18 protein-coding genes and 1 pseudogene are annotated in these 20106 nt (G+C 55.2%); 6 read left to right on the forward strand and 13 right to left on the reverse strand.

Annotated elements, in window-relative coordinates; all coding sequences use genetic code 11:
* Positions 1–90: 90 nt before the first annotated feature.
* A complete protein-coding gene (locus SIB80_RS01590) occupies positions 91–612 on the forward strand; it encodes a hypothetical protein (RefSeq protein WP_063420698.1) in 522 nt (173 codons plus the stop codon).
* A 15-nt stretch (positions 613–627) separates the two neighbouring features.
* On the opposite strand, the gene SIB80_RS01595 is transcribed toward SIB80_RS01590, so the two are convergent.
* The 7 genes from SIB80_RS01595 to SIB80_RS01625 form a co-directional block, all read right to left on the reverse strand.
* Positions 628–1077 (reverse strand): hypothetical protein, encoded by a 450-nt coding sequence (locus tag SIB80_RS01595; RefSeq protein ID WP_011131544.1) that lies wholly within the window; start codon positions 1075–1077, stop codon positions 628–630.
* An 87-nt stretch (positions 1078–1164) separates the two neighbouring features.
* Positions 1165–1743, reverse strand: a complete 579-nt coding sequence (locus tag SIB80_RS01600) for a chorismate lyase (protein ID WP_169190004.1) — start codon at positions 1741–1743, stop codon at positions 1165–1167.
* Positions 1744–1760: 17 nt separating this feature from the next.
* On the reverse strand, positions 1761–2450 hold the full coding sequence (locus SIB80_RS01605; protein ID WP_236066183.1) for a pilus assembly protein PilZ: 690 nt from the start codon (positions 2448–2450) through the stop codon (positions 1761–1763).
* Positions 2451–2475: 25 nt separating this feature from the next.
* Positions 2476–4437: a tRNA uridine-5-carboxymethylaminomethyl(34) synthesis enzyme MnmG gene (gene mnmG / locus SIB80_RS01610; RefSeq protein ID WP_063420696.1), complete on the reverse strand. Its 1962-nt coding sequence runs from the start codon at positions 4435–4437 to the stop codon at positions 2476–2478.
* Between the two features lie 51 nt (positions 4438–4488).
* Entirely contained in the window at positions 4489–5907 is a 1419-nt protein-coding gene (gene dnaB / locus SIB80_RS01615; protein WP_063420695.1) for a replicative DNA helicase, read from the reverse strand.
* A 62-nt stretch (positions 5908–5969) separates the two neighbouring features.
* Entirely contained in the window at positions 5970–6428 is a 459-nt protein-coding gene (rplI, locus tag SIB80_RS01620) for a 50S ribosomal protein L9 (protein WP_011131539.1), read from the reverse strand.
* Positions 6429–6471: 43 nt separating this feature from the next.
* A complete protein-coding gene (locus SIB80_RS01625) occupies positions 6472–7404 on the reverse strand; it encodes an acyl-CoA desaturase (RefSeq protein ID WP_063398644.1) in 933 nt (310 codons plus the stop codon).
* A gap of 51 nt (positions 7405–7455) precedes the next feature.
* Between SIB80_RS01625 and SIB80_RS01630 the strand changes: the two genes are divergently transcribed.
* Positions 7456–8208 carry a hypothetical protein gene (locus SIB80_RS01630; RefSeq protein ID WP_063398645.1) on the forward strand — a complete coding sequence of 251 codons (753 nt, stop codon included), beginning with the start codon at positions 7456–7458 and terminating at the stop codon, positions 8206–8208.
* Here SIB80_RS01630 and SIB80_RS01635 read toward each other — a convergent pair.
* Entirely contained in the window at positions 8187–9107 is a 921-nt protein-coding gene (locus tag SIB80_RS01635; RefSeq protein WP_011131536.1) for an acyl-CoA desaturase, read from the reverse strand. The two genes, SIB80_RS01630 and SIB80_RS01635, sit on opposite strands and share 22 nt — an antisense overlap.
* 292 nt (positions 9108–9399) lie before the next feature.
* Between SIB80_RS01635 and SIB80_RS01640 the strand changes: the two genes are divergently transcribed.
* The 4 genes from SIB80_RS01640 to SIB80_RS01655 all read left to right on the forward strand — a co-directional run bounded on the left by SIB80_RS01640 (position 9400) and on the right by SIB80_RS01655 (position 14517).
* Positions 9400–10701 carry an aminotransferase class I/II-fold pyridoxal phosphate-dependent enzyme gene (locus tag SIB80_RS01640; RefSeq protein ID WP_063420694.1) on the forward strand — a complete coding sequence of 434 codons (1302 nt, stop codon included), beginning with the start codon at positions 9400–9402 and terminating at the stop codon, positions 10699–10701.
* A gap of 20 nt (positions 10702–10721) precedes the next feature.
* Positions 10722–11120, forward strand: coding sequence for a glycine cleavage system protein GcvH (gene gcvH, locus SIB80_RS01645; RefSeq protein WP_011131534.1), 399 nt, complete (start codon positions 10722–10724; stop codon positions 11118–11120).
* Positions 11121–11191: 71 nt separating this feature from the next.
* The gene (gene gcvP / locus SIB80_RS01650) at positions 11192–14140 is read left to right on the forward strand and encodes an aminomethyl-transferring glycine dehydrogenase (protein ID WP_063420693.1); all 2949 of its coding nucleotides are present in this window, start codon (positions 11192–11194) and stop codon (positions 14138–14140) included.
* A 116-nt stretch (positions 14141–14256) separates the two neighbouring features.
* Positions 14257–14517: a hypothetical protein gene (locus SIB80_RS01655; RefSeq protein WP_041385294.1), complete on the forward strand. Its 261-nt coding sequence runs from the start codon at positions 14257–14259 to the stop codon at positions 14515–14517.
* 4 nt (positions 14518–14521) lie between these two features.
* Here SIB80_RS01655 and SIB80_RS01660 read toward each other — a convergent pair whose 3' ends face one another.
* The 5 genes and pseudogenes from SIB80_RS01660 to SIB80_RS01680 form a co-directional block, all read right to left on the reverse strand.
* Positions 14522–14728 (reverse strand): hypothetical protein, encoded by a 207-nt coding sequence (locus SIB80_RS01660; RefSeq protein WP_041385292.1) that lies wholly within the window; start codon positions 14726–14728, stop codon positions 14522–14524.
* Positions 14729–15057: 329 nt separating this feature from the next.
* Positions 15058–15585: an NADPH-dependent FMN reductase gene (locus SIB80_RS01665; RefSeq protein ID WP_063420692.1), complete on the reverse strand. Its 528-nt coding sequence runs from the start codon at positions 15583–15585 to the stop codon at positions 15058–15060.
* Between the two features lie 75 nt (positions 15586–15660).
* Positions 15661–16368: pseudogene (locus tag SIB80_RS01670) on the reverse strand (rubrerythrin family protein).
* 103 nt (positions 16369–16471) lie between these two features.
* On the reverse strand, positions 16472–18319 hold the full coding sequence (locus SIB80_RS01675; protein ID WP_063420691.1) for a diflavin flavoprotein: 1848 nt from the start codon (positions 18317–18319) through the stop codon (positions 16472–16474).
* Positions 18319–20094 (reverse strand): diflavin flavoprotein, encoded by a 1776-nt coding sequence (locus SIB80_RS01680; RefSeq protein WP_063420690.1) that lies wholly within the window; start codon positions 20092–20094, stop codon positions 18319–18321. Before SIB80_RS01680 ends, SIB80_RS01675 begins: the two co-directional genes overlap by 1 nt.
* Positions 20095–20106: the final 12 nt, after the last annotated feature.

Below are 20106 nucleotides of genomic sequence, written 5' to 3' on the forward strand. Positions count from 1 at the left end.
TGGGTACTTCAGGTCAGTGGGGTCTCGATTGCCCTAATCGGTTGGCAACGGGAGCAGTGGTTGCACCGGCGGCGCCGGTAACGTCGATGCATGGATACACGTCGTCAACGTCGCCAAAGGTCCAGGGATCCCTTGGATCGTCGTTTGGATCAGTGGCTTGAGACAGGTCGTCAGTTGGTTGATGGTGTGGCCGGCACCCGCCCTGGACAGCGTGGATCTGGTCGTACAGACCGTCGTTCCGCTGCGAGCTTGGGAACGGTTGGTCGCTGGGTGGGTGACAAGCTTGAATGGTTGTTGGAAGATGACGAGGACGATGGTTGGCTGGAGCCTTGGCAGTCTGAGCCTCAGTCCACTGAAATGCGAGTGAAGCGACCACTGGAAGCGATCTCTCGCCGTGTTCCCCCTTTGATTCAACCTGCGTCTTCTCGCAGTGAGGTTGTGCCTCATGAGGATGACTGGCCCGATGAGTCCACCTTCCAGGTTGATCGTTGGCAGCGTCGCCCATCAGAGCGGCTTAATCCTGAGGCCGCTTCAAACCGAAGCGCATCAGAATCATTGAAGCGACCGCTGGAGCGGAGACCTTTGCCGCGTTCCAGTCGTCGGCGAGATTGAGCCTGCGCGATTCAATCAGGCTGCAGCGCTCAAAGATGCCTGATGTGGTTTGTGCGCTACGCGAAAATGGCAGCCTCGCAGTGCGAGTTGATCATTGACGTCACCTACCAGTTCTTCAGGTAGATCTTCAGCCATTTGCTCTGCTGTTGCATTGATGGAGGGCGATCCCTCTTCAAGGGCCTCAAGCAGTTCGGCCCATTGCTCCACCTGAAGTGTTCGGTTGATGGGTTGGTAGCCGCTTTTCTCAAGCAAGCCTTTGCAGATTTTCGCGTTCCAGAGAGCTGTGCGTGGAGGGGTTTGTGGACCGTGCTTATGGGCTGCACCAGTCTCAAGGGCTCCTGGAGTTGGTCGTCCATGTCGATCGCGCAAGCCCTGCAGTTGTAGAGCTCGGCCGCAATTGATTGCTGAGATGCCGTAGATGCGTCCCAGATCAGTGAGGCTCAGCCAGCTTGGGGAGGGTGCCATGGAGAGGGGAACCGCTTGAATAATCTTCCCGAAAGCACAAGAGTTGGCAAGTTGTCAAGTTAAAAATCGACAAATCGAGAGCTCTGGTCATGAACAGAGTTGAAGCTCTTGTCGTGGAGTGGGTCCGAGCCATTTCTCGAGCTCAGGGCTGAAAACTTCTCGGATCACTGTTAGTTCACGCTCTTGGCGAAAGAATCGATAATGACGGCTCCAAAATGGCCCTGTTTGGCCGAATGCGGATTCGAGCCAATCGGCAGCGACAAGGCCCAGTCCGTCGACTTCACGAAACAGTTCGGAACGGCCTTTTGTGAGACTGTCCCAGATGGGTTGATTGCGATTGTGGAGATGCTTTTCGGCTTCATCGAAATTCCACCAGCTTTCTGCCCAGGCCAGGGTATGGGAGTCGCAGATCAACCACACCTGACGCCTTAGTAAAGGTGGTTTGAGTTCGCGAACTTCCTGCGGGGCTGTTGCATCAGGATTGGGTTCCGGTTGCATGGCAATGAGGTTGACTTGCACTTCATGGCCTGTGAGCAGTCTCAGGTGGCGGGTTGGGCTGCCATCCCCAAGCAGCATCAATCGCCAGGGTCCGGGAAGTTGCCAGGGGCCTTCACCAGAGAGCACTGCCTTGCTAGGGGCGTCCCAGACCCGTGCTGGTGAGATCAGTCCTGAGGGTGTCTGGTTCAGAAGGCGCCTCCAATGTTGAGCTGACGTTGCTGACCTTGATTTTTGATGACGGCACCATTGGCGTTGACAGAGTCCAATCGCCAGTTGCTGCTACCGATGTTCTCTCCGGGTTTTGCGGAGGCGGAGGTTTGCTTCAGCTGAAAGATTGCTGAGCTGCTGCCTTTAGGGCCATGTACGACACCTACAAGTACGGGGACTTCGCTTGCATTGCGCTGCAAGTGACTTGAGTGGCTGGAGAACGTTTCTTCGCGGATGGGAACGATGACAGGCTCCAAGCTTTGGACCCAATCAGGATCAAGCGGGGTTTGGGGAAGGACTGCCAGCTCAGCGTTTGTGTTTTGGGCGCTAATGCTTGAGCTGTTGCTGGGTTCTTCGCTGGTCGTTCGAGATGCGGCGGGTAACTTTCTGAGCCGCTCCATGACTAGCAAATTTCGTTCTCGGTCAAGCTGGGCTTGGGAGGCCTGCCAATTGTGAGCTAGCCAGACACTGCTGATTAGCCCTGCAGTGGCAAGACCAGTAAGAGACAGAGTAAGAGTTTTCCACTGAGGTGGCTTCGCCTTGAGTGATTCGTGGACATGCACCCTGGCAGAGGTCAGATGATTGTCTTGCTCGTGGAAGACGCGGTCCATCACCTGTTCAGCTCGTAGGTTCCAGTAGGCCCGCGAGGTGGTGAGCTGAGAGGGCACCGTTCGTTTCCAATGACATCCAACGTTATCGATCGTGACCAGAGGCGGCGAGGGCTCGACGCTTCTGCAGTTCCAGCCAGACCAACAGGGCGGTGAGATCTGCCTTGCTAACACCGGGAATCTGGCTGGCCTGAGCGAAATTGAGTGGCCCTACAGCAGTTAGTTTTTCGCGGGCTTCCTTAGAGAGGGTGCTGATGTTGGCGTAGTCGAGATTTGCAGGCAGGCGTCTTTGGCTCTGCCGCTTCAATTGATCAATTTGTTGTTGCTGCCGTTGTAGGTAACCGCTGTACTTGATATCAATTTCTGCTCCTTCTCTTACGCCTAGGGCAAGCTCTGGATCGACTAGGCCATGCTCGATCAGATCAGCACTACGCACGCCAGGACGTCGGAGCAGATCGGCCAGAGTTATGGACCCTTTGATTGTTGCGCCTGTTTTGGCCTCGAGGGCCGGTGCGGCTGGATCGCTAGCTTTGAGTCGCTGCTTTTCGAGTCGTTGTTTTTCATCCTCTAGAGCGGTTTGTTTGCGTTGAAACAGCTGCCAACGGCGTGCATCAATCAGGCCTAGCTGATAGCCCAGAGGCGTGAGGCGTCGGTCTGCGTTGTCGCCCCGCAAAATCAGGCGGTATTCGCTTCGACTGGTGAGCACCCGGTACGGCTCGTGTAGATCCTTGCTGACAAGATCGTCGATCATTGTGCCGATATAGCTGCCCTCGCGCGGAAATTGCACTTGCTCTTGGCCTTGGACGAGACGGGCTGCATTGAGACCGGCAACCAGCCCTTGGGCGGCGGCTTCTTCATAGCCGGTTGTGCCATTCAGTTGCCCAGCAGTGAAAAGCCCTTTGACGCGTTTGGTTTGCAATGAAGGACTGAGCTGTGTGGCGGGAAGGTAGTCGTAATCGACTGCATAGGCAGGCCGCAGCATGACGCATTGTTCAAGCCCTGGGAGGGTGCGTAGCAAGTCGAGTTGCAACCGCTCAGGTAGTCCGGTGGAGAATCCCTGCACATAAATTTCTGGCGTGTCGCGACCTTCCGGTTCGAGAAAAATCTGGTGAGAGTCTTTGTCAGCAAAACGGACGATCTTGTCTTCGATTGATGGGCAGTAACGCGGCCCTTTGCTGTCGAGAAAGCCTCCATAGATAGGCGTTAGTTTGAGGTTCTCTTTAATCAGTTGATGGGTTGATGCGGTGGTGCGGGTGATGTGGCAGCTCATCTGTTCACCGCTAACCCAGGCGGTTGGGTCGAAGGAGAAGAAGCGATCAGCGGCATCGCTGGGTTGCTCTTCCAGTTGATCGAGAGCAATGCTGCGTCGATCGACTCTGGCCGGAGTGCCTGTCTTGAGGCGATTGGTTTGGAAGCCAAGTGACTCGAGGGCTTCGGTGAGCCCTTCTGCGGCTTGCTCGCCGGCACGACCTGCCGGCATGGATTGATTGCCAACCCAGATCTGACCACCAAGAAACGTGCCGGTGGTTAGCACGACGGCTTGTGCCCGATAAATACTGCCGAAATAGGTCCGTACGCCTGTGATTTGTGCTGCATGTCCTTGAGCTGGCTCCCAGTGCTCCCCGCCACCCGATGGATCACCTTTGACTTCGAGGCCAGTCACCATCGCTTCTCTTAGAGAGAGGTTGGCTGTTTGTTGAAGCAACTGCAGCATTTGGCGTGAATAGAGGCGTTTGTCGGTCTGGGCGCGTAAGGCCCAGACCGCAGGGCCGCGGCTTGCATTCAGCACACGTTTTTGCAGCGCCGTCGCATCGGCAAGGCGTCCGATGACCCCCCCAAGGGCATCGACTTCATGCACGAGTTGACTCTTGGCTGGCCCTCCCACTGCGGGATTACACGGTTGCCAGGCAATCCGATCGAGGTTGAGGGTGAATAAAGCTGTACTTAGGCCTAAGCGCGCTGCCGTAATCGCGGCTTCACAACCGGCGTGCCCACCGCCGACGATGATGACGTCGAAGTGTTCGGTTGGGGGAGCACTGAAGGGCATGGGGCCCGTGACGTTCTAGAGAACAGTAGAAATCATCAATGTATTGCTGCTTTAGGCCGCCAGGTTGCGGAACCGTGTGAATTGAGGCTCGAACAGTAGTTTTACTGTGCCGACAGGGCCGTTGCGGTGCTTGGTCACGATGACTTCGGTGATGCCGCGGTCGGGGGTTTCTGGGTTGTAGTACTCGTCGCGGTAGATCATCAGCACCAGGTCAGCGTCCTGTTCGATCGAGCCTGACTCGCGCAGGTCGCTGAGCATTGGGCGTTTGTTGGTGCGGGATTCCACCCCACGGCTGAGCTGTGATAAGGCAATCACAGGTACGTTCAGTTCCCTGGCCATGCCCTTAAGGCCGCGGGTAATCCGGGAGAGTTCCTGAACACGGTTATCAGGCGTGGAGCCCTCCATCAGTTGTAGGTAGTCGATCACGATGAGTCCGAGTTCTTTGCCTTGTTCGGCCATGAGCCGCCTGGAGAGAGAACGCATCTCCAGGACGCCTGAATTGGGTTTGTCATCGATGTAGATCGGTAGCTGGCCAAGGGTGTTGATGCCCTGGCCCAGAAGAGGCCACTCTTCCTGCCGTAAACGGCCTGTTCTCAGTCGACTGCTCTCAATGCCAACCTCCATTGAAAGGAGGCGATAGGTGAGTTGTTCCTTGCTCATCTCCAGGCTGAATAAGCACACAGGCAGGTTGTGGAGTTGAGCAACGTTTTTGGTCAGATTGAGCACCATGGAGGTTTTGCCCATGGCTGGGCGGCCAGCCACGATGATCAGGTCACTGCGCTGCAGACCCTGGGTCATGGCATCGAGGTCGTAGAAGTTCACCGGGATGCCTGCGACGGACGTACCTAGTGAGCGGCTTTCGATCTCGTTGAAGGTGCTGGTAAGGATTTCTGCTGTGGGGGTGAGACCTTTGGATGGCTTTTCCTGGCTGATCGCAAAAATTGTTTGTTCTGCTTTGTCGAGAACCTGTTCCATCGGTAGGCCCTGGTCAAAGCCGAGTTGAATCACTTCGTTGCCTGAGCGAATCAACTGTCGCCGTAGGAATTTGTCCATCACCAAACGGGCCACTTGCTCGATTGATGCAGTAGAGGCGACGCGCTCTACAAGTTCGATCAGACGGTTGCTGCCACCTACCTTCTCCAAGGACCCTGTGTCGGCCAACCAGGCGCTCATTGCTGTGAGGTCGGTGGGTTTGCCCTGGCTGTGAAGCATCAGGGCTGTGCGGAAGATCTCTCGATGGGCGTTGAGATAAAAAGCCTCAGGTTGGAGCACATCGACCACTCTGCCGATGGCATCAGGATCAAGAAGGATGCCTCCTAGAACAGCTTCCTCTGCCTCCAGATTTTGAGGAGGCACGGAGTCTGGCAGGGCTTCAAAGCTCGGTTCTCGAGATGTGGCAGAGGCTTTCCTGAAGGGACGAGACCCCTCTGCGGCGGTATCGCCGTTGTTTGGCAGGGGGGCGCTCACCATGGATGAGGAGCTGACGTTATAAGGAGACCTACTTTGGCTTGTTTTGTAAGCCTTGCCAGCAATCAGTAGCTGACGACTTCGAGGTTGATTTCGGCGTTGACTTCATTGTGCAGTTTCACTTGCACCTTGTAGCTACCGGTTCGGTGAATTTCCGGAACGATGATATTGCGGCGGTCGATCTCCTTCTTTGTGGCTGTTTCGATTGCTTCAGCGACATCACCATTGGTGACTGTGCCGAACAAGACGTCGTCTTCGCCGGTTTGCTTTTTAACGGTGAAACGCCCGATTGTGACCAGCGCGGTTTGGAAGTCCAGGGCTTCCTGCTTGATTGCCGCCTGATGCTCGGCCTGCTTGGCACGTCGGTGACCGACCTGTTTCATCACGGCTGGGGTTACAGGGACAGCCTTGCCGAAGGGAAGCAGGAAGTTGCGGGCATAACCAGGAGCAACCTCAACTAGGTCGCCGTCCTTGCCGAGGCTGAGGACGTCTTCGTTCAGGACGACTTGTACGCGCTTGGCCATGGCGATAAGAAGACGGACGACGACTGTTGAGCGATCGACAACCTTACGATGTGATCGGTAGCCGGATCTTGCGAGCCAAGCCTAGGGCTCGCATGAGGCGGATGTGCTGCCAGGTGAGGTCGATCTGACCGCGCTGGAGTCCATGAATGGCGGAGTGCGGGAAGGCGTGGTGGTTGTTGTGCCAACCTTCGCCAAATGTAAGAGCTGCTACCCAAGGGTTGTTGCGGGAGTTGTCACCGCTGTCGAAGGCCACAGTCCCCCAGCAGTGACTGGCGGAATTGACCAGCCAGGTGATGTGATACACGATCGTTAGGCGCAAGGGGATACCCCACAGCACGAGGGCCCACCCACCGGCTCCACTGACGCTGCCGATCCAGAAGAGCAAACCGGCTAGCGGGAGCTGCAACAGTAGAAAGTACTTGTTAAGCCAGCGGTAATAGGGATCCGCTGCCAGGTCAACAGTGAGGCGTGGCACGACCCGCATGGCTGGAATGGGTTCAAACATCCAGCCCATGTGGCTCCACCAGAAGCCCTTGTGACTGTTGTGGTGGTCGGGGTCAGTATCGGAAAACTTGTGATGGTGGCGATGGAGTCCTACCCAGTCGATTGGACCGTGTTGGCAGCTCAAGGTTCCGCAGGTGGCAAAGAAGCGCTCCAGCCAGTGGGGTACTCGAAACGATCGGTGTGAGAGCAGACGGTGGTAGCCGATCGTCACGCCGAGGCAGGCCGTGACCCAGTAGAGGACGAGAAGGGTTGTGATCGCTTGCCAGCTCCAGAAACGGGGCAACAGGGCCAGGATGGATAGGGCATGAATGGCGATCATGAATCCGATCGTTCCCCAGCGTCTTGATTCTTTAGGTGGGCAAATGGCCTGGCTTGTGTAGGAGCGCTGAAGTTTTGTAGAAAGGCTTGAGGCCTTATGCGAAGCTGCAGGCCTGCTTATCGTTGAAGGCGTAGGTATCACTCTGGAGGCCATGAGCGATCTATCGAATGTGCATAAACTATACACGATACGGATCCTTATCCAGTGACTAAGCCTGATGTTGAATCTGATTCGGCGACCAGGGGCTATCGCGAGCGCTTGGATGATGGGCGGCGGGCCATGGCTCATCTCATTCATGTCTGGCATGAGCGCAATGGTTGGTCACATAAGGTCTTGCCGGCTTTGGCTGAATGCCTTGATCTCGGCCGGGTGCACAATTCGCAGATCTCTAATCTGCGCAACGGCAAACTCGCTTCACCAGGCCCCGAAGTGTTTCTTGCATTGGGTCAAGCCAACGCCATCCTTCATGCCGGTCTAGAGCCGATTCGTGATCGCTTGGTTGAGGGGCATCCCGACTTACTCAAGGTGCTTTCGGAAAGTTCTCTTCCTCTGGAAGGAGCAGATGGTGAGCCACTCGGCGCTGGCGCTCTGTTTGAGATTTTTGTGGGTCTTGCTGCCTTACCTGCTGGCTTTGATTGGCGAATTGAAGAAGATGAGGCCGCAGCTCTTAGTGCTGCTTTGGCTGATTGTCTATGCAATGGAAAATCGTGGCGTCAATGCCGGGACAAGGTGATGGAGGCTTATCCAGTCACTAAGGCGCAGCGCAGAGAACGTTTTGCGGAGGTGATGGCTGGTTTGAGGGATTACAACTCTGAGGAGCTCGATGGCGAATTGCTTGATCTGCACGCAACTCAGGTGGCCTTGGGTGGAGTGAACAGACAGGGAGCAGAGGGGTTTTTGGATGATCTCAGGGCCCGCTCAGAGTTGTTGGTTGCTCAGGAAGCCCCGGAAACATAGCGGGCTTGCTGGACTCGACGAGCCAGGCCAAGACGACGCAATGCCTTCACGTGTTGCCAGGTGATGTCGAATTCAAACCATCGCAGGCCATGACGGGCGCTGGAGGGATAAGCATGGTGATTGTTGTGCCAACCCTCGCCGAAGGACAGCACCGCCACCCACCAGCAGTTGCGAGAGAGGTCTGGGCTGTCGAAGTTGCGGTAGCCAAATGCATGGGTCGCCGAGTTCACAAACCAGGTCACGTGGTACACAACCACCAGTCGCAGGGGGATGGCCCAGAGCACCAGGCCAAGTCCTCCACCGTGCACCTGGGCGACTTCTCCGTACCAGTAGAGCCCAAGACCGAGAGGGATCTGTAGCAGCAGGAACCAGCGATCAAGCCATCGGAAGAAAGGGTCGGCTAGCAGATCTCCTGCAAAGCGGTCCATGTGATCCAGCGCTGGAATCTCATGCAGCATCCATTCACTGTGGGCCCACCAGAGGCCACGGCCGGCGTCGTGGTGGTCATTGGTTTGGTCGGAGTAGCGGTGATGGTGGCGATGCAGAGCCACCCATTCGATGGGGCCACTCTGGCAGGCAAGCGTGGCCATGATCACCAGAATCCTCTCCAGCCAAACGGGTACGACAAAGCTGCGATGAGCGACCAGTCGATGTAACCCCAAGGTCACCCCGAGCACCGTGGTCCAATAAAGAACGGCAAAAGCGACCAACCCTTGCCAGCTCCAAAAGCGTGGTAGCAGTGCGAAGGTTGCTGCTACATGCATGGCCAGCATGAAACTGGTGGTGCCCCATTTGAATCGACGTTGTTTTGCTGGTAGTGGCTCACGATGAGCCTTTACAGCAGCCCACAAACGTTGCTGACGGTTTGTGGCTGAAGAGACCGGAAGAGGGGAAACCAAGAGGTACTCCTTTGGATGGGTCGGCCGCTTGGCTTGTAAGGCGAGTGGAGCGGGAAGGGCCGAGACATGTTCAAATCTAAAGGAACTATGGAACCGTTTCCAGGGGCCATAGCTCAGCTGTGCATCTTCTTGATGCGTGCTGAGCTATGGCAGTTTTGCCAATGATTTGCGCTGACTTGGTTCGGTGAGCTGTGATTTTGGCAATGTTCTGCTCTTGCTCTTCACTTTCGATTTCGTTTGACGTTCAACGAGGATTCAGCATGGGGATGATTGATTCTGATCCCGGGTTGTTTTGAAGACATTCCCTGCAGCTGGCTTTGATGAACTGCTGGTGCAGGCGTGGGCCAGGCGGCACGTTGGTTTTGTCTCTAAGCGCCTTGAGGGGATCGCATGCGAGCGGACGGCTGCCGTAGCGGTTCGCCTTGCGAAGGTGTTGGAGGCTTTCAGCAGCGAACGAGTCGCCACGCAACACTTTGCTTCCATCACCGGTTATGGCCATGGAGATCAGGCTCGGGAGGTGGTTGATCGTGTATTTGCAAGGGTGCTTGGTGCTGAGAAAGCAGCTGTTCGACTCCAGTTTGTGAGTGGTACCCATGCAATTGCGACTGCGTTGTTTGGCGTTCTTCGGCCTGGTGACCGACTCGTGTCAGTGACCGGAGAGCCTTACGACACCCTTGAAGAAGTGATTGGTCTGCGTGGATCCGGCCAGGGGTCTTTAACTGAATTAGGGGTCTCTTATGACCAGCTGCCCCTCACGGCCGAGGGATGTGTGGATGTTTCAGCCTTGGAACGCGCCTTGGAGGTGCCAACAAGGATGGTGTTGATACAGCGCAGCTGTGGCTACAGCTCGCGGTCATCTCTTTCGATCAAAGCCATTGGCGAGTTGTGTCATCGCATCCATAACTCTCAGCCTGGATGTGTCTGTTTTGTCGACAATTGCTATGGCGAGCTTGTTGAGGATTTGGAGCCCCCAGCAGTTGGTGCTGATCTGATTGCGGGCTCTTTGATCAAAAATCTCGGTGGCACGATTGCTCCAACTGGTGGATATGTCGCCGGTCGGGCTGATTTGGTCGAGCAGGCTTGCTGTCGGCTCACTGCTCCAGGAATTGGTAGTCAGGGGGGCACTGGCTTTGATCTTTATCGGTTGGTGTTGCAGGGGCTGTTCTTGGCTCCACAAATGGTGGCAGAGGCATTGATCGGAGCTGATTTGGTCGCGGGTGTATTCGACACTTTGGGTTTTGCAGTGAAGCCCTCGATGGGAGCCTTTCGTAGCGATTTAATTCAGGCGGTGCAGCTTGGAGACCCTGAGGTTTTGAAAGTTGTTTGCAGGGCCTTTCAGGCATGTTCCCCTATTGGGGCCTATCTCGATCCTGTGCCAGCAGCGATGCCTGGGTATGCAAGCGATTTGGTGATGGCGGGCGGAACATTTATTGACGGAAGCACCAGTGAGTTTTCTGCAGATGCTCCCTTGCGCCCCCCTTACAACCTCTATGTGCAGGGAGGTACCCATCGCACTCATGTGGAATTGGCACTGATCCGAGCTTTGGTGGCTTTGGTTCGCGCCGGTTTGCTGGATGTACCCCAGACTGGGTGAGCTTTGCCTCGCCAGGCTCGATGGCTTTCCAATTCCCCGACCACTTTCGGTTTGCCGATACCCATGAATACGCCAGTTTGGATGGTGAATTGGTGCGGATAGGCATCAGTGCCTTTGCTGTTGATCAGTTGGGTGACATTGTGTTTGTGGATTTGCCGGAGGTGGGCGATCGGCTGAATCGCGGCACCACTTTCGGGTCCGTTGAGTCGGTGAAAGCTGTCGAGGATTTGCATGCTCCGATCAGCGGTGAGCTGGTGCGGATTAATGAGTCGGTGCTTTCCAGCCCGGATGAACTTCAAAATGATCCTCATGGTGAGGGGTGGTTGCTCGTGGTTCGCCCGGCGGACCCAGCTCAATTGCAGGATCTGATGGACGCAGCCACCTATGCCAACAAGGTGGCTATCGAATCAAGCAACTAAGCACCTGATGAAGTGCGATGGTTCTGGGCCAAATTTTCTAAACTTCTGTCCATCTTGTTGATGAATGTCCCTTGACACTGCTTGAACAGCGTGCAGTTGAGGCTTCAAGCATTCAGTCTTCACCTTTTTTGGTGAGGCACATTGGGCCCAGCTTGGAAGACCAGCAGCAAATGCTGCTGGAGCTTGGTCATCGTGATCTTCAGAGCTTTGTTGCTGCTGTAGTTCCTCCAGACATTCTCGAGACAACGGCACCCAGCAGTTCCCTTCCTGAGGGCTGTGGTGAAGTTCAGGCTATGGAGGAACTGCGTCTCATCGCGGCGGCGAATCGGGTGAGGCGTTCTTTAATTGGGCTTGGCTATTACGGCACAGCAACGCCTGCGTTGATTCAGCGACAGGTGCTTGAAAATCCTGCTTGGTATACCGCTTATACCCCTTATCAGGCTGAGATCTCTCAAGGACGGCTTGAGGCTCTGTTCAACTTTCAGACGCTGATCAGTGAGCTCACGGGGTTGCCGATCGCCAATGCTTCCTTGCTTGATGAGGGAACGGCAGCTGCTGAGGCGATGAGCCTCAGCTTTGCGATTTGCAAGCGCCCTGAGGCCCATCGTTTTCTCGTGGATGCGGAGGTTCTTCCCCAGACTCTTGCCGTGTTGAGAACTCGGGCTGAACCTCTGGGCATTGATCTCGAGGTGGCCGAGCCGATGACCTTTCAGTTTGATGCTGAGGTCTTTGGTGTTTTGCTTCAGTTGCCTGGACGTAGCGGCAGGCTCTGGGACCCCACGACCTCCATTCAGGCTGCTCATGAGGTAGGGGCCCTGGCAACTGTTGCTATTGATCCTCTTGCTCAGGTTTTGCTTGCTCCAGTGGCTGAATTTGGAGCTGATATTGCTGTTGGCAGTGTTCAACGGTTTGGGGTGCCAATGGGCTTTGGGGGACCTCACGCCGCCTTTTTTGCCACCCTTGAGATCTTCAAGCGCCAGGTCCCCGGACGTCTAGTCGGCCAGTCTGTGGATGCGGAGGGGCAACCGGCTTTGCGATTGGCGTTGCAGACCCGGGAGCAACACATCCGCCGAGACAAGGCCACCAGCAATATCTGCACGGCGCAGGTCTTATTGGCTGTGATGGCGTCGTTCTATGCAGTGCACCATGGACCGGATGGGCTCGCTGCAATCGCTAGACGAGTCCTGCGTTTACGGGCTCAACTGGAGAGGGGATTGCACCAGTTGGGCTATCCAGTCCAGTCGATAGCTCGCTTTGACACGATTGAGGTGATCTGTCGTGAAGCCCCTGCTGTTCATCAGGCAGCCGCTTTGGCGGGATTTAACCTACGGGTGTTGCCTTTGGGTGTTGCTCCAGAGGCAGCCCATGGATTTGGCATTAGTTTTGATGAGCTCAGCACCGATCAGGAGCTGAAGTCGATCCTCCAGATTTTGGCTGAGGCTGCAGGTCAGCCTGTGCCAGTTCTCGAAGACCCTGGAAACCCTCACCTTGAGGAGCTTGTTGGCTTGCCGTTGCGCCAGCGACCTTGGTTGCAGCAGCAGGTGTTCCATCGCTATCGCAGCGAAACCGAGCTGCTTCGTTACCTCCAGCGATTGGTGGGCCGCGATCTTTCATTGGTGCACGGGATGATCCCCCTGGGTAGTTGCACGATGAAGCTCAATGCTGCAGCTGAACTGATCCCCATTAGTTGGAGGGAGTTTGCGGCGCTGCATCCTTTTGCTCCTCAGGATCAGTGCCAGGGGTATCAGAGATTGGTTCAGGACCTGGAACATTGGTTTGCAGACATTACTGGCTTTGCCGGGGTGTCTTTGCAGCCGAATGCCGGCTCTCAGGGGGAATTAGCTGGCTTGTTAGTGATTCGCGCTTGGCATCATTCCCGCGGAGAGCAGCAGAGAGATGTTTGTCTGATTCCCACCAGTGCCCATGGCACCAATCCAGCCACATGCGTGATGGCGGGTTTGCGGGTGGTGCCTGTGGCTTGTGATGCAGAGGGGAACGTGGATCTCAATGATTTGGCCAGCAAGGCAGAGGCCCATGCTCCTCAGCTGGCAGCCCTGATGGTCACCTATCCCTCAACCCATGGTGTCTTTGAACCGCAGATTCGTGAAATCTGTGAGCTCGTTCATGGTCACGGTGGCCAGGTGTATCTCGATGGCGCCAATCTCAATGCGCAGATCGGTTTTTGTCGTCCTGGGACTTATGGCGCTGATGTTTGTCATATCAATCTGCACAAAACATTTTGTATCCCCCATGGCGGTGGTGGACCAGGGGTTGGTCCGATCGCGGTGTCTGCTCATTTGATGCCCTTCCTTCCAGGTCATCCCCTCGCTGCCTGCGGCGGCGAGCAGGGAATCGGCGCAATTTCGGCTGCGCCATGGGGCAGTGCAGGCATCCTGCCGATCAGCTGGATGTACCTGCGCATGATGGGTGCGGAGGGATTACGGCAGGCCAGTGCTGTTGCACTGTTATCTGCTAATTACCTAGCCCATCGGTTGCATCCTCATTACCCGGTGCTGTTTCGGGGTCAAGCAGGGTTGGTTGCCCATGAATGCATCCTCGACCTGCGCCCCCTTAAGCGAAGTGCAGGCTTGGAGGTGGATGACATTGCAAAGCGGTTGATGGACTACGGCTTTCATGCCCCAACCGTGAGCTGGCCTGTGGCAGGGACTGTGATGGTGGAACCCACTGAGAGCGAGAGCTTGGAGGAGCTCAACCGCTTCTGCGACGCCATGATTGCCATACGGGAAGAAACGGCAGCGATTGAGTCAGGCCAGATCGATCCTCAGAACAACCCGCTGCGACGGGCGCCTCACACCTTGGCGGCCGTCACAGCAGAGGTTTGGGATCGTCCATACTCCCGCGCCGAAGCTGCTTTCCCATTGGCTGAGCAGCGCCAAAGCAAGTTTTGGCCTGCGGTTTCGCGAATTGATAATGCCTATGGCGATCGCAATTTGCTGTGTAGCTGCCCATCGGTTGAGGAGCTTGCTGATAACGCTGTTCTTCAACCTCCCCTGGTGTGAACAGATTAAAGGCAGTAACTTTTCACTGAAAACCGAATTTTTGGTTTTTAATTCAGCACATGTGGCAGTGTTTTGACCATACTGTCCCGCATCTGCACCATCGCTGGGGGGACAGCATGGATAGCGACACTTCATTGAACCAAGGAGATCAGTCCTCTAGGGGGGCTGGGGTAACTCTTCCTACCCTTCCAGATGGATTGGAATCAGCTCTGCTGCAGGGACATACCTTGGCGGTTGATGGAACCAATGTGGTGCGTGTCCCTTTTGGTGTCCGTCAGCCACGCCGTCAACGACCTGAGCGTCCAGAGCGATGGGCAACATTGGTGCTGCCATTTCAATCTCAAGGACACCCCACACCTCCTCCTCATGCTGCCTAATTGATCAGGCAGCATCAAGCAACTTTGATTGTTGAGAGAGACGCCAATCCAGCATCGACTTGACATCTGTCAAGGAACAGATTGGGGTGCGGAACGGCAACAAAAGCATGGGACTGCGTTCAGGCCTAACTAACCATGTTTGGTTGCTCTGTGGCAGGAGCAGAAAACCGCGGTATCGAACAGCAGCGTTTTGGCCAGGCTGAGATCCCATCGCGCCGAGGGCTGAATGCAATGACTTGTGCATTTCAAGCCACAATATCTAGCGTGCCAATCTTTTTTAGATTGTCTTTATGATTGGGATTATGTCTGGCTTTTGTTGTTTCTAGACAGGGCAAGGCTTCTGGTAGATCAGGCTTTTGCTCTCATTCTTAAGTTAGCAAAACCAGATTTTTTGCGTTTAAAGCTGTAGAGAGTTTCTTTTGTAAGAATCCATATCTAGTGTTCACTAGATTTAGTTTGTTTCGCAGTTCTAGGCCTTTGAGCGGTCGGCGAGAAGATTCTGATCGAGGCTTGTGCAACAAGGTGATTGGTTCGGATGGATCAAAGCTTGAGAGGTTGCATCTGCATTAGCAGGTGCACTAAGTCTCGAATGGATTCGTCTTTGGCGGGTTTGGCGTGGTTACTCATCAGCTGCCGTCCAAGCACTTGAGCGCCGAGGTGGCTGAGTTGACTGCGCAGGCTCATCGACATGCCCATGCCGCCCCCGCCGGAAAAGCTTGCTATTGCGATTGGCCTGCCGTTGAACAAACTGCGGAAGTCATCTCCTTGTACGGAGAGCCAGGCGACGGCACTTGTGAATGCAGGTGGAATCGAGCCGTTGTATTCAGGCGCGCAGATCACCCAGTGCGAGGCCGCCATCAGCTGTTGATGGAGTGGGGTGACACCGTTTGGCATTCCAGCTTCCTTTGCCACAGGCGTGAACAGTGGCAGGCCCAAGCTTGTGAGATCGAGAATCTTGGCTCTGTGGCCCTGGTGTTCAGCTTGAGCGGCGATGCGACGAGCTAGCTTTAGGTTCTGGCCATTGCTAGCGGCGATGACAAGCAGATCGGGGGGGGGTGATAAAGCCATAAACCTGGTCTAACTCAAGAGATGCTGTGCTCACGCAACAAATTTGTACATGGTTTTGCAGCACCTCAGCCAATCTCAGGCCGCTTCTTTGAGCTCGGCTTCTCGGTAAGGCACGAAGTTGGCTTTTCGGGTGCCGCAGATGGGGCAGACCCAATCTTCTGGGATTGCTTCAAATGCGGTTCCTGCTGAGATGCCTGACTCGGGATCGCCGATGGCCGGGTCATAGATCATCGAGCACACTTTGCAGATCCATTTACCAGTTACGGGTTGATCCGCTTCGCTTACGACGCCCTTGCCTTCCAGTGCTTTGAGGGTAACGCCGTAACGCTCAGCATGATGTTGCTCGATTGGCACCAAAAAGCCGAAGTTGCTGGCTGCACGACGAAAAAGGTTCGCGTGTTGCTGAGACTCTTCGATCTGTTCGTTGAATTCTGCTTCTGCAGTGCTGTCTCTGTCCTGGCGGGCCTGAGTAGCGAACTCTGGGTACATGGTGGTGTACTCATGGGTTTCACCTTCAATGGCCAGCTCGAGGCAGCGGGTGAGCATCTTCTGCTTGTCAGCAGCGTTGAGTGCGGCAGGATCTTCGATTAATAGCTCAGGATGGAGCAAGCGGAAGTGAGCGAAGGCGTGTTCGGTTTCCTGGGCCGCAGTGTCGCGGAAAAGCTTGGCTCATTCATTGTTGCCAAGTTTTTTGGCAACGTCGGCAAAGAAGAGATATTTGCGATTGGCCATGCTCTCGCCGCCAAAGGCCGCTTCAAGATTGGCGTTGGTGGTGAGATTCATGAATGGAGGGATGCGCAAGAATTGGCAGCCTAACTCATAATCGGTATGAGTTAGGAGGAGCGTATGGGGCCTGTCTGCGCGAGTTTCTCGCAAGGCTGCTTCTTCAGTAGTTCGCCCCGCTGCGGCGCTGATGCACAGCCGTCGTGCCTTCTCGCTCAAGTAGGGCACCATGGCTGATCTCGGCATATAGCAGCCAGTGGTCTCCACATTCCATGCGTTGCTGTACGCATCCTTCAAGCCATGCCAGAGCATTTTTAAGCAGCGGTTGACCTGCGGGACTGGCGTCAAGGTCTAGCCCTGCGAACCGGTCTGAACCAGCTGGGAATGGTTGCAGGAAATGTTTCATTAGTTCGTGTTGCCTTCCTGCTGCCAACACATTGAGAGCGAAGTGGTCGCCCCGATGCAGCAACGCTTCAACGGCTCGGTCTTTGGCGACGGCCACGCTCAGCCCTGGCGGTGAAAAGCTGGCTTGGCTGACCCAGCTTGCGACCATTGCGCCGCTAAGCGCTGTATTCCCTTCCCCTTTACGAGCCGTCAAGATGCATAGTGAGCCCACTACCCGACCAAGGGCAAGCACGGCTGGATCGCTACGGCTTGCACTCATGCCACTGCTTGCTCGTGGTTGCTGACGCCGCTGTTCTTTGAGCAGGTTTCGCCCAAACAGTGTTCCTGTCTCTTCCAGGGTTTTCACCATGGCAGCATCGGGACTGAACTTCACTTTGATTGGCTCGAATCCAAAGGAGAAACCACCATCACGTAGCTTCTTTTCGAGAAGTTCCAATGCCTCTCCACTCCAGCCATAGCTGCCGAATATGCCTACCTTTTTGTTGCGGTCACCTTCGGCCAGCAAGGTTCCTAGGGCCGATACGATTGGTGTTGGTGCATGCCCTCCAAGGGTTGGCGATCCAATCAAGTAGGCATCGGCTTGTTGGATTGCATTCACCAATTCATTCGCAGGTGTGAATTCGCAGTTGAGGCTTTCTACTTGAATACCAGTACTGGAGACTCCTTTTGCGAGTGCGTCAGCAATCGCCGCTGTGTTGCCGTAGGCGCTGGCGAAAAGAAGAACGACCTTTAAAGGGGCTTGTTGTTGGCTTTCACCCCAGCGGCGGTAGTCATTCAACAGGCTCCGCCAGCTCGTTTCTATGGCTGGCCCATGGCATGGGGCGATCGTGCGGATGTCTAGCTCTTCAAGCCGCTCTACTAAGGTATCTACCTGGCTGGCCATGGGAGCCATCAGGCAGTCGTAGAAATGCCTGCGCTCCTCTTCGGTGCTGATGCGATTGGCTTCTGCCCATTCGCTTGTGCAGAGGTGGGCGGCGAATAGTTTGTCGCTCATCAACAAGCCAAGGCTTTCCTCGAAGGCCAGTAGGCCGCCTGGCCAGCGAGCTGTTGGCGCTGGTAGCAGCCACAATGCGTGTTCGTTGCTGAGGGAGAGCTTCTGTTCTTGTCGAACAATCTCAATGGATGGAAGAGAAGGAAGGGATGACTCTTCCTCTTCATTGTTGTTGGGTGTTGCTGGTTTGCGTTGTTCCCAAAGCTCTCTGAGCAATTTGGCGCCGGGATTGGAACTGATTAATTCCAGCTTGGGGTAGGTGCTGGCTAGCTTTTTGAGTAGCGCAACTCGGTTGGGGTTGATGTGACCAACGACCACCTTCAACGTTGTGGTATCTGAAGGTAGAGCCTGGGAGAGTGCCGGCATGAAAACCTCGGCATAGGCGTCGCCAGGGGGGTGTACCAGGACAGCCGCTTGAGGTTGCCCATATGAGTCGTCACCGGCAGAGAAAAGAAAGCTATTGGCGGTACTGCCTCGCTCCAGGGCATATTCCAGCTCAAAGCGCAGACGTTGTGGACTAAGGCCGCGCAAGCTGATCAGGCCCTTTTCGATTGGGAGTGTGATCACCGTTCGCTGCGCTGCTGCAGCAGGCTCGTGGATGGAGGACATCGACATCAGTAGTGGTTCCCTACTTTGCGGTGATGTACTGCTGTTTTAGCTTCAGCATCCGCCACATTGCCTTGTTCCACCAGGGCGTAGATGATCCAGTGATCGGGGGTTTCTAGTCGCTGTTTGACGAGGCAATCCAAGAAGGCCAGCGCATCCACGAGGACGGGGCCTCCTTTAGCAACATTGTTGAGTACATTCACTCCTTCGAAACGATCGGCTCCGGGGGGGAAGCGTTTGAGGAATTGCCTTAGTAAGGGTTGATAGTTGTCTTCTCTTAATACGTTGATCACGAAACGATCCCCTACTTGCATCAGGGTTTCTATGGCTCTGTCTTTGGCTACTGCGACGGTTAGCCCTGGCGGTGTGAAACTTGCTTGACTTACCCAGCTTGCGATCATGGCGCCACGTCGTTGGCTGGACTCTTCATCTTGGCTGGCGGTGACGACATAAAGGCCGCCACTCAGGGTACCCATGGCCTTGTCAAGTTCAGTATCTAGGCTTTTCATTGCCGCAATATTTTGCTTTTGGTTGAGCAGTTGTCCAAGGTCGGTACCAGCTTCTTCGAAGCGTTGGTAGACATTCCCGTCAGGAGCTTGCCGCACCCTTAAAGGTTCGAAAGCTTCTTTTTGCCCAAGGCTACGCAGCTGCGCTGCTACTGCATCAATTGGCTCATCATTGCCGCCATAGGCATCGTAAACGGCAACCCATTGCTTTTGATTCAAAGCTGCCAATAGGGTGCCAATTGAACTCTGCAGTTCTGCATCTGGTTGGGATGGCCAGGTTGGTACTACTACAGCCTTTGCTTCACCAATTAATGCGCTCAGTTCTTGCGCATCAGTGGCGCGAAGATCGACTAGTTGTACCTCGCCTTTGGCTTTGCCGATGCCGTGGGCAATGGCTTGGCTGAGCCGGTCGCAAAAGCCGTAATAACTGAGATAACAGATGGCTGCATAGCTTTCTCCTTGGCTTCGTTGGCTGCTCCAGTCGCGATAGTCGTCGACCCAAAGCTTGAGATGGTGGCGGAGTAGCGGGCCGTGACCAACGGCAATTGTGGTGATCTCTGGCAGTTGATCCATGCGCTTCAAAGCCTGGACAACACTGCGCGCATTGGGCCCCATCAAGCAGTCGTAATAGAAGCGGAAGTCTGGGGCCAGTGCGGAGGGGTCCTGGTCGAAGAGTTCTTCTGAGCAATAGTGCAGACCAAATGCATCACAGGTGTAAAGAATCCCTGTGGCGTGGTCGAAAGAGAAGATTGTGTCTGGCCAGTGCAGGTTGGGCGCACTCAGAAATTCGAAGCGGTGAGCGATACCGCTTGTTGAGTTAGTGCCTAGATCCAGTTCTTCGCCGCTTTTGACTTCTCGCGAGCGGAAGGGGCGATGCACCTGATCTTCTAGGAACTTGATGGCGACCTTCGAAGCAACGATTTCGATCTCGGGATGGAGATCGATGATCTGGCCCACTAGCCCGGAATGGTCGGGTTCGGTGTGGCTGATGATTAGATAGTCGATCGCTTTTGGATCGATTTGCTGCTTAAGCATCGGTAGCCAGGTGTCCTCAAACTTGAGGTGGTTGGTATCGATCAGTGCTGTCTTGGCACCTCTCACCAGGAAGCTGTTGTAGGTGGTGCCGTTACGGAGGCCGAACTCGATATCAAAGCGGCTGCGGTCCCAATCGAGGGCACGGATCGTGGTGGTGTCGCTAGCGATAGCTGCGCATTGCAGTGACAACCTTGGAGCAGTGCTGGCCGTTGTCACCGTGGTGTCTTTGCTCGCAACGTTCATGGACCCTTTACA

The sequence above is a fragment of the Prochlorococcus sp. MIT 1327 genome (assembly GCF_047304785.1).
GTDB classification, from domain to species: Bacteria; Cyanobacteriota; Cyanobacteriia; order PCC-6307; family Cyanobiaceae; genus Prochlorococcus; species Prochlorococcus marinus_D.

Bases quoted from the DNA above. Each gene is read 5' to 3' on its own strand.
- SIB80_RS01680 (WP_063420690.1), bottom strand. From the start codon at position 20,094: ATGAACGTTGCGAGCAAAGACACCACGGTGACAACGGCCAGCACTGCT.
- SIB80_RS01675 (WP_063420691.1), bottom strand. From the start codon at position 18,319: ATGTCGATGTCCTCCATCCACGAGCCTGCTGCAGCAGCGCAGCGAACG.
- mnmG (WP_063420696.1), bottom strand. From the start codon at position 4,437: ATGCCCTTCAGTGCTCCCCCAACCGAACACTTCGACGTCATCATCGTC.
- SIB80_RS01655 (WP_041385294.1), top strand. From the start codon at position 14,257: ATGGATAGCGACACTTCATTGAACCAAGGAGATCAGTCCTCTAGGGGG.
- SIB80_RS01625 (WP_063398644.1), bottom strand. From the start codon at position 7,404: ATGGCCTCCAGAGTGATACCTACGCCTTCAACGATAAGCAGGCCTGCA.
- SIB80_RS01665 (WP_063420692.1), bottom strand. From the start codon at position 15,585: ATGGCTTTATCACCCCCCCCCGATCTGCTTGTCATCGCCGCTAGCAAT.
- SIB80_RS01590 (WP_063420698.1), top strand. From the start codon at position 91: ATGGATACACGTCGTCAACGTCGCCAAAGGTCCAGGGATCCCTTGGAT.
- rplI (WP_011131539.1), bottom strand. From the start codon at position 6,428: ATGGCCAAGCGCGTACAAGTCGTCCTGAACGAAGACGTCCTCAGCCTC.
- SIB80_RS01660 (WP_041385292.1), bottom strand. From the start codon at position 14,728: ATGGGATCTCAGCCTGGCCAAAACGCTGCTGTTCGATACCGCGGTTTT.
- dnaB (WP_063420695.1), bottom strand. From the start codon at position 5,907: ATGGTGAGCGCCCCCCTGCCAAACAACGGCGATACCGCCGCAGAGGGG.
- gcvH (WP_011131534.1), top strand. From the start codon at position 10,722: ATGGCTTTCCAATTCCCCGACCACTTTCGGTTTGCCGATACCCATGAA.
- SIB80_RS01595 (WP_011131544.1), bottom strand. From the start codon at position 1,077: ATGGCACCCTCCCCAAGCTGGCTGAGCCTCACTGATCTGGGACGCATC.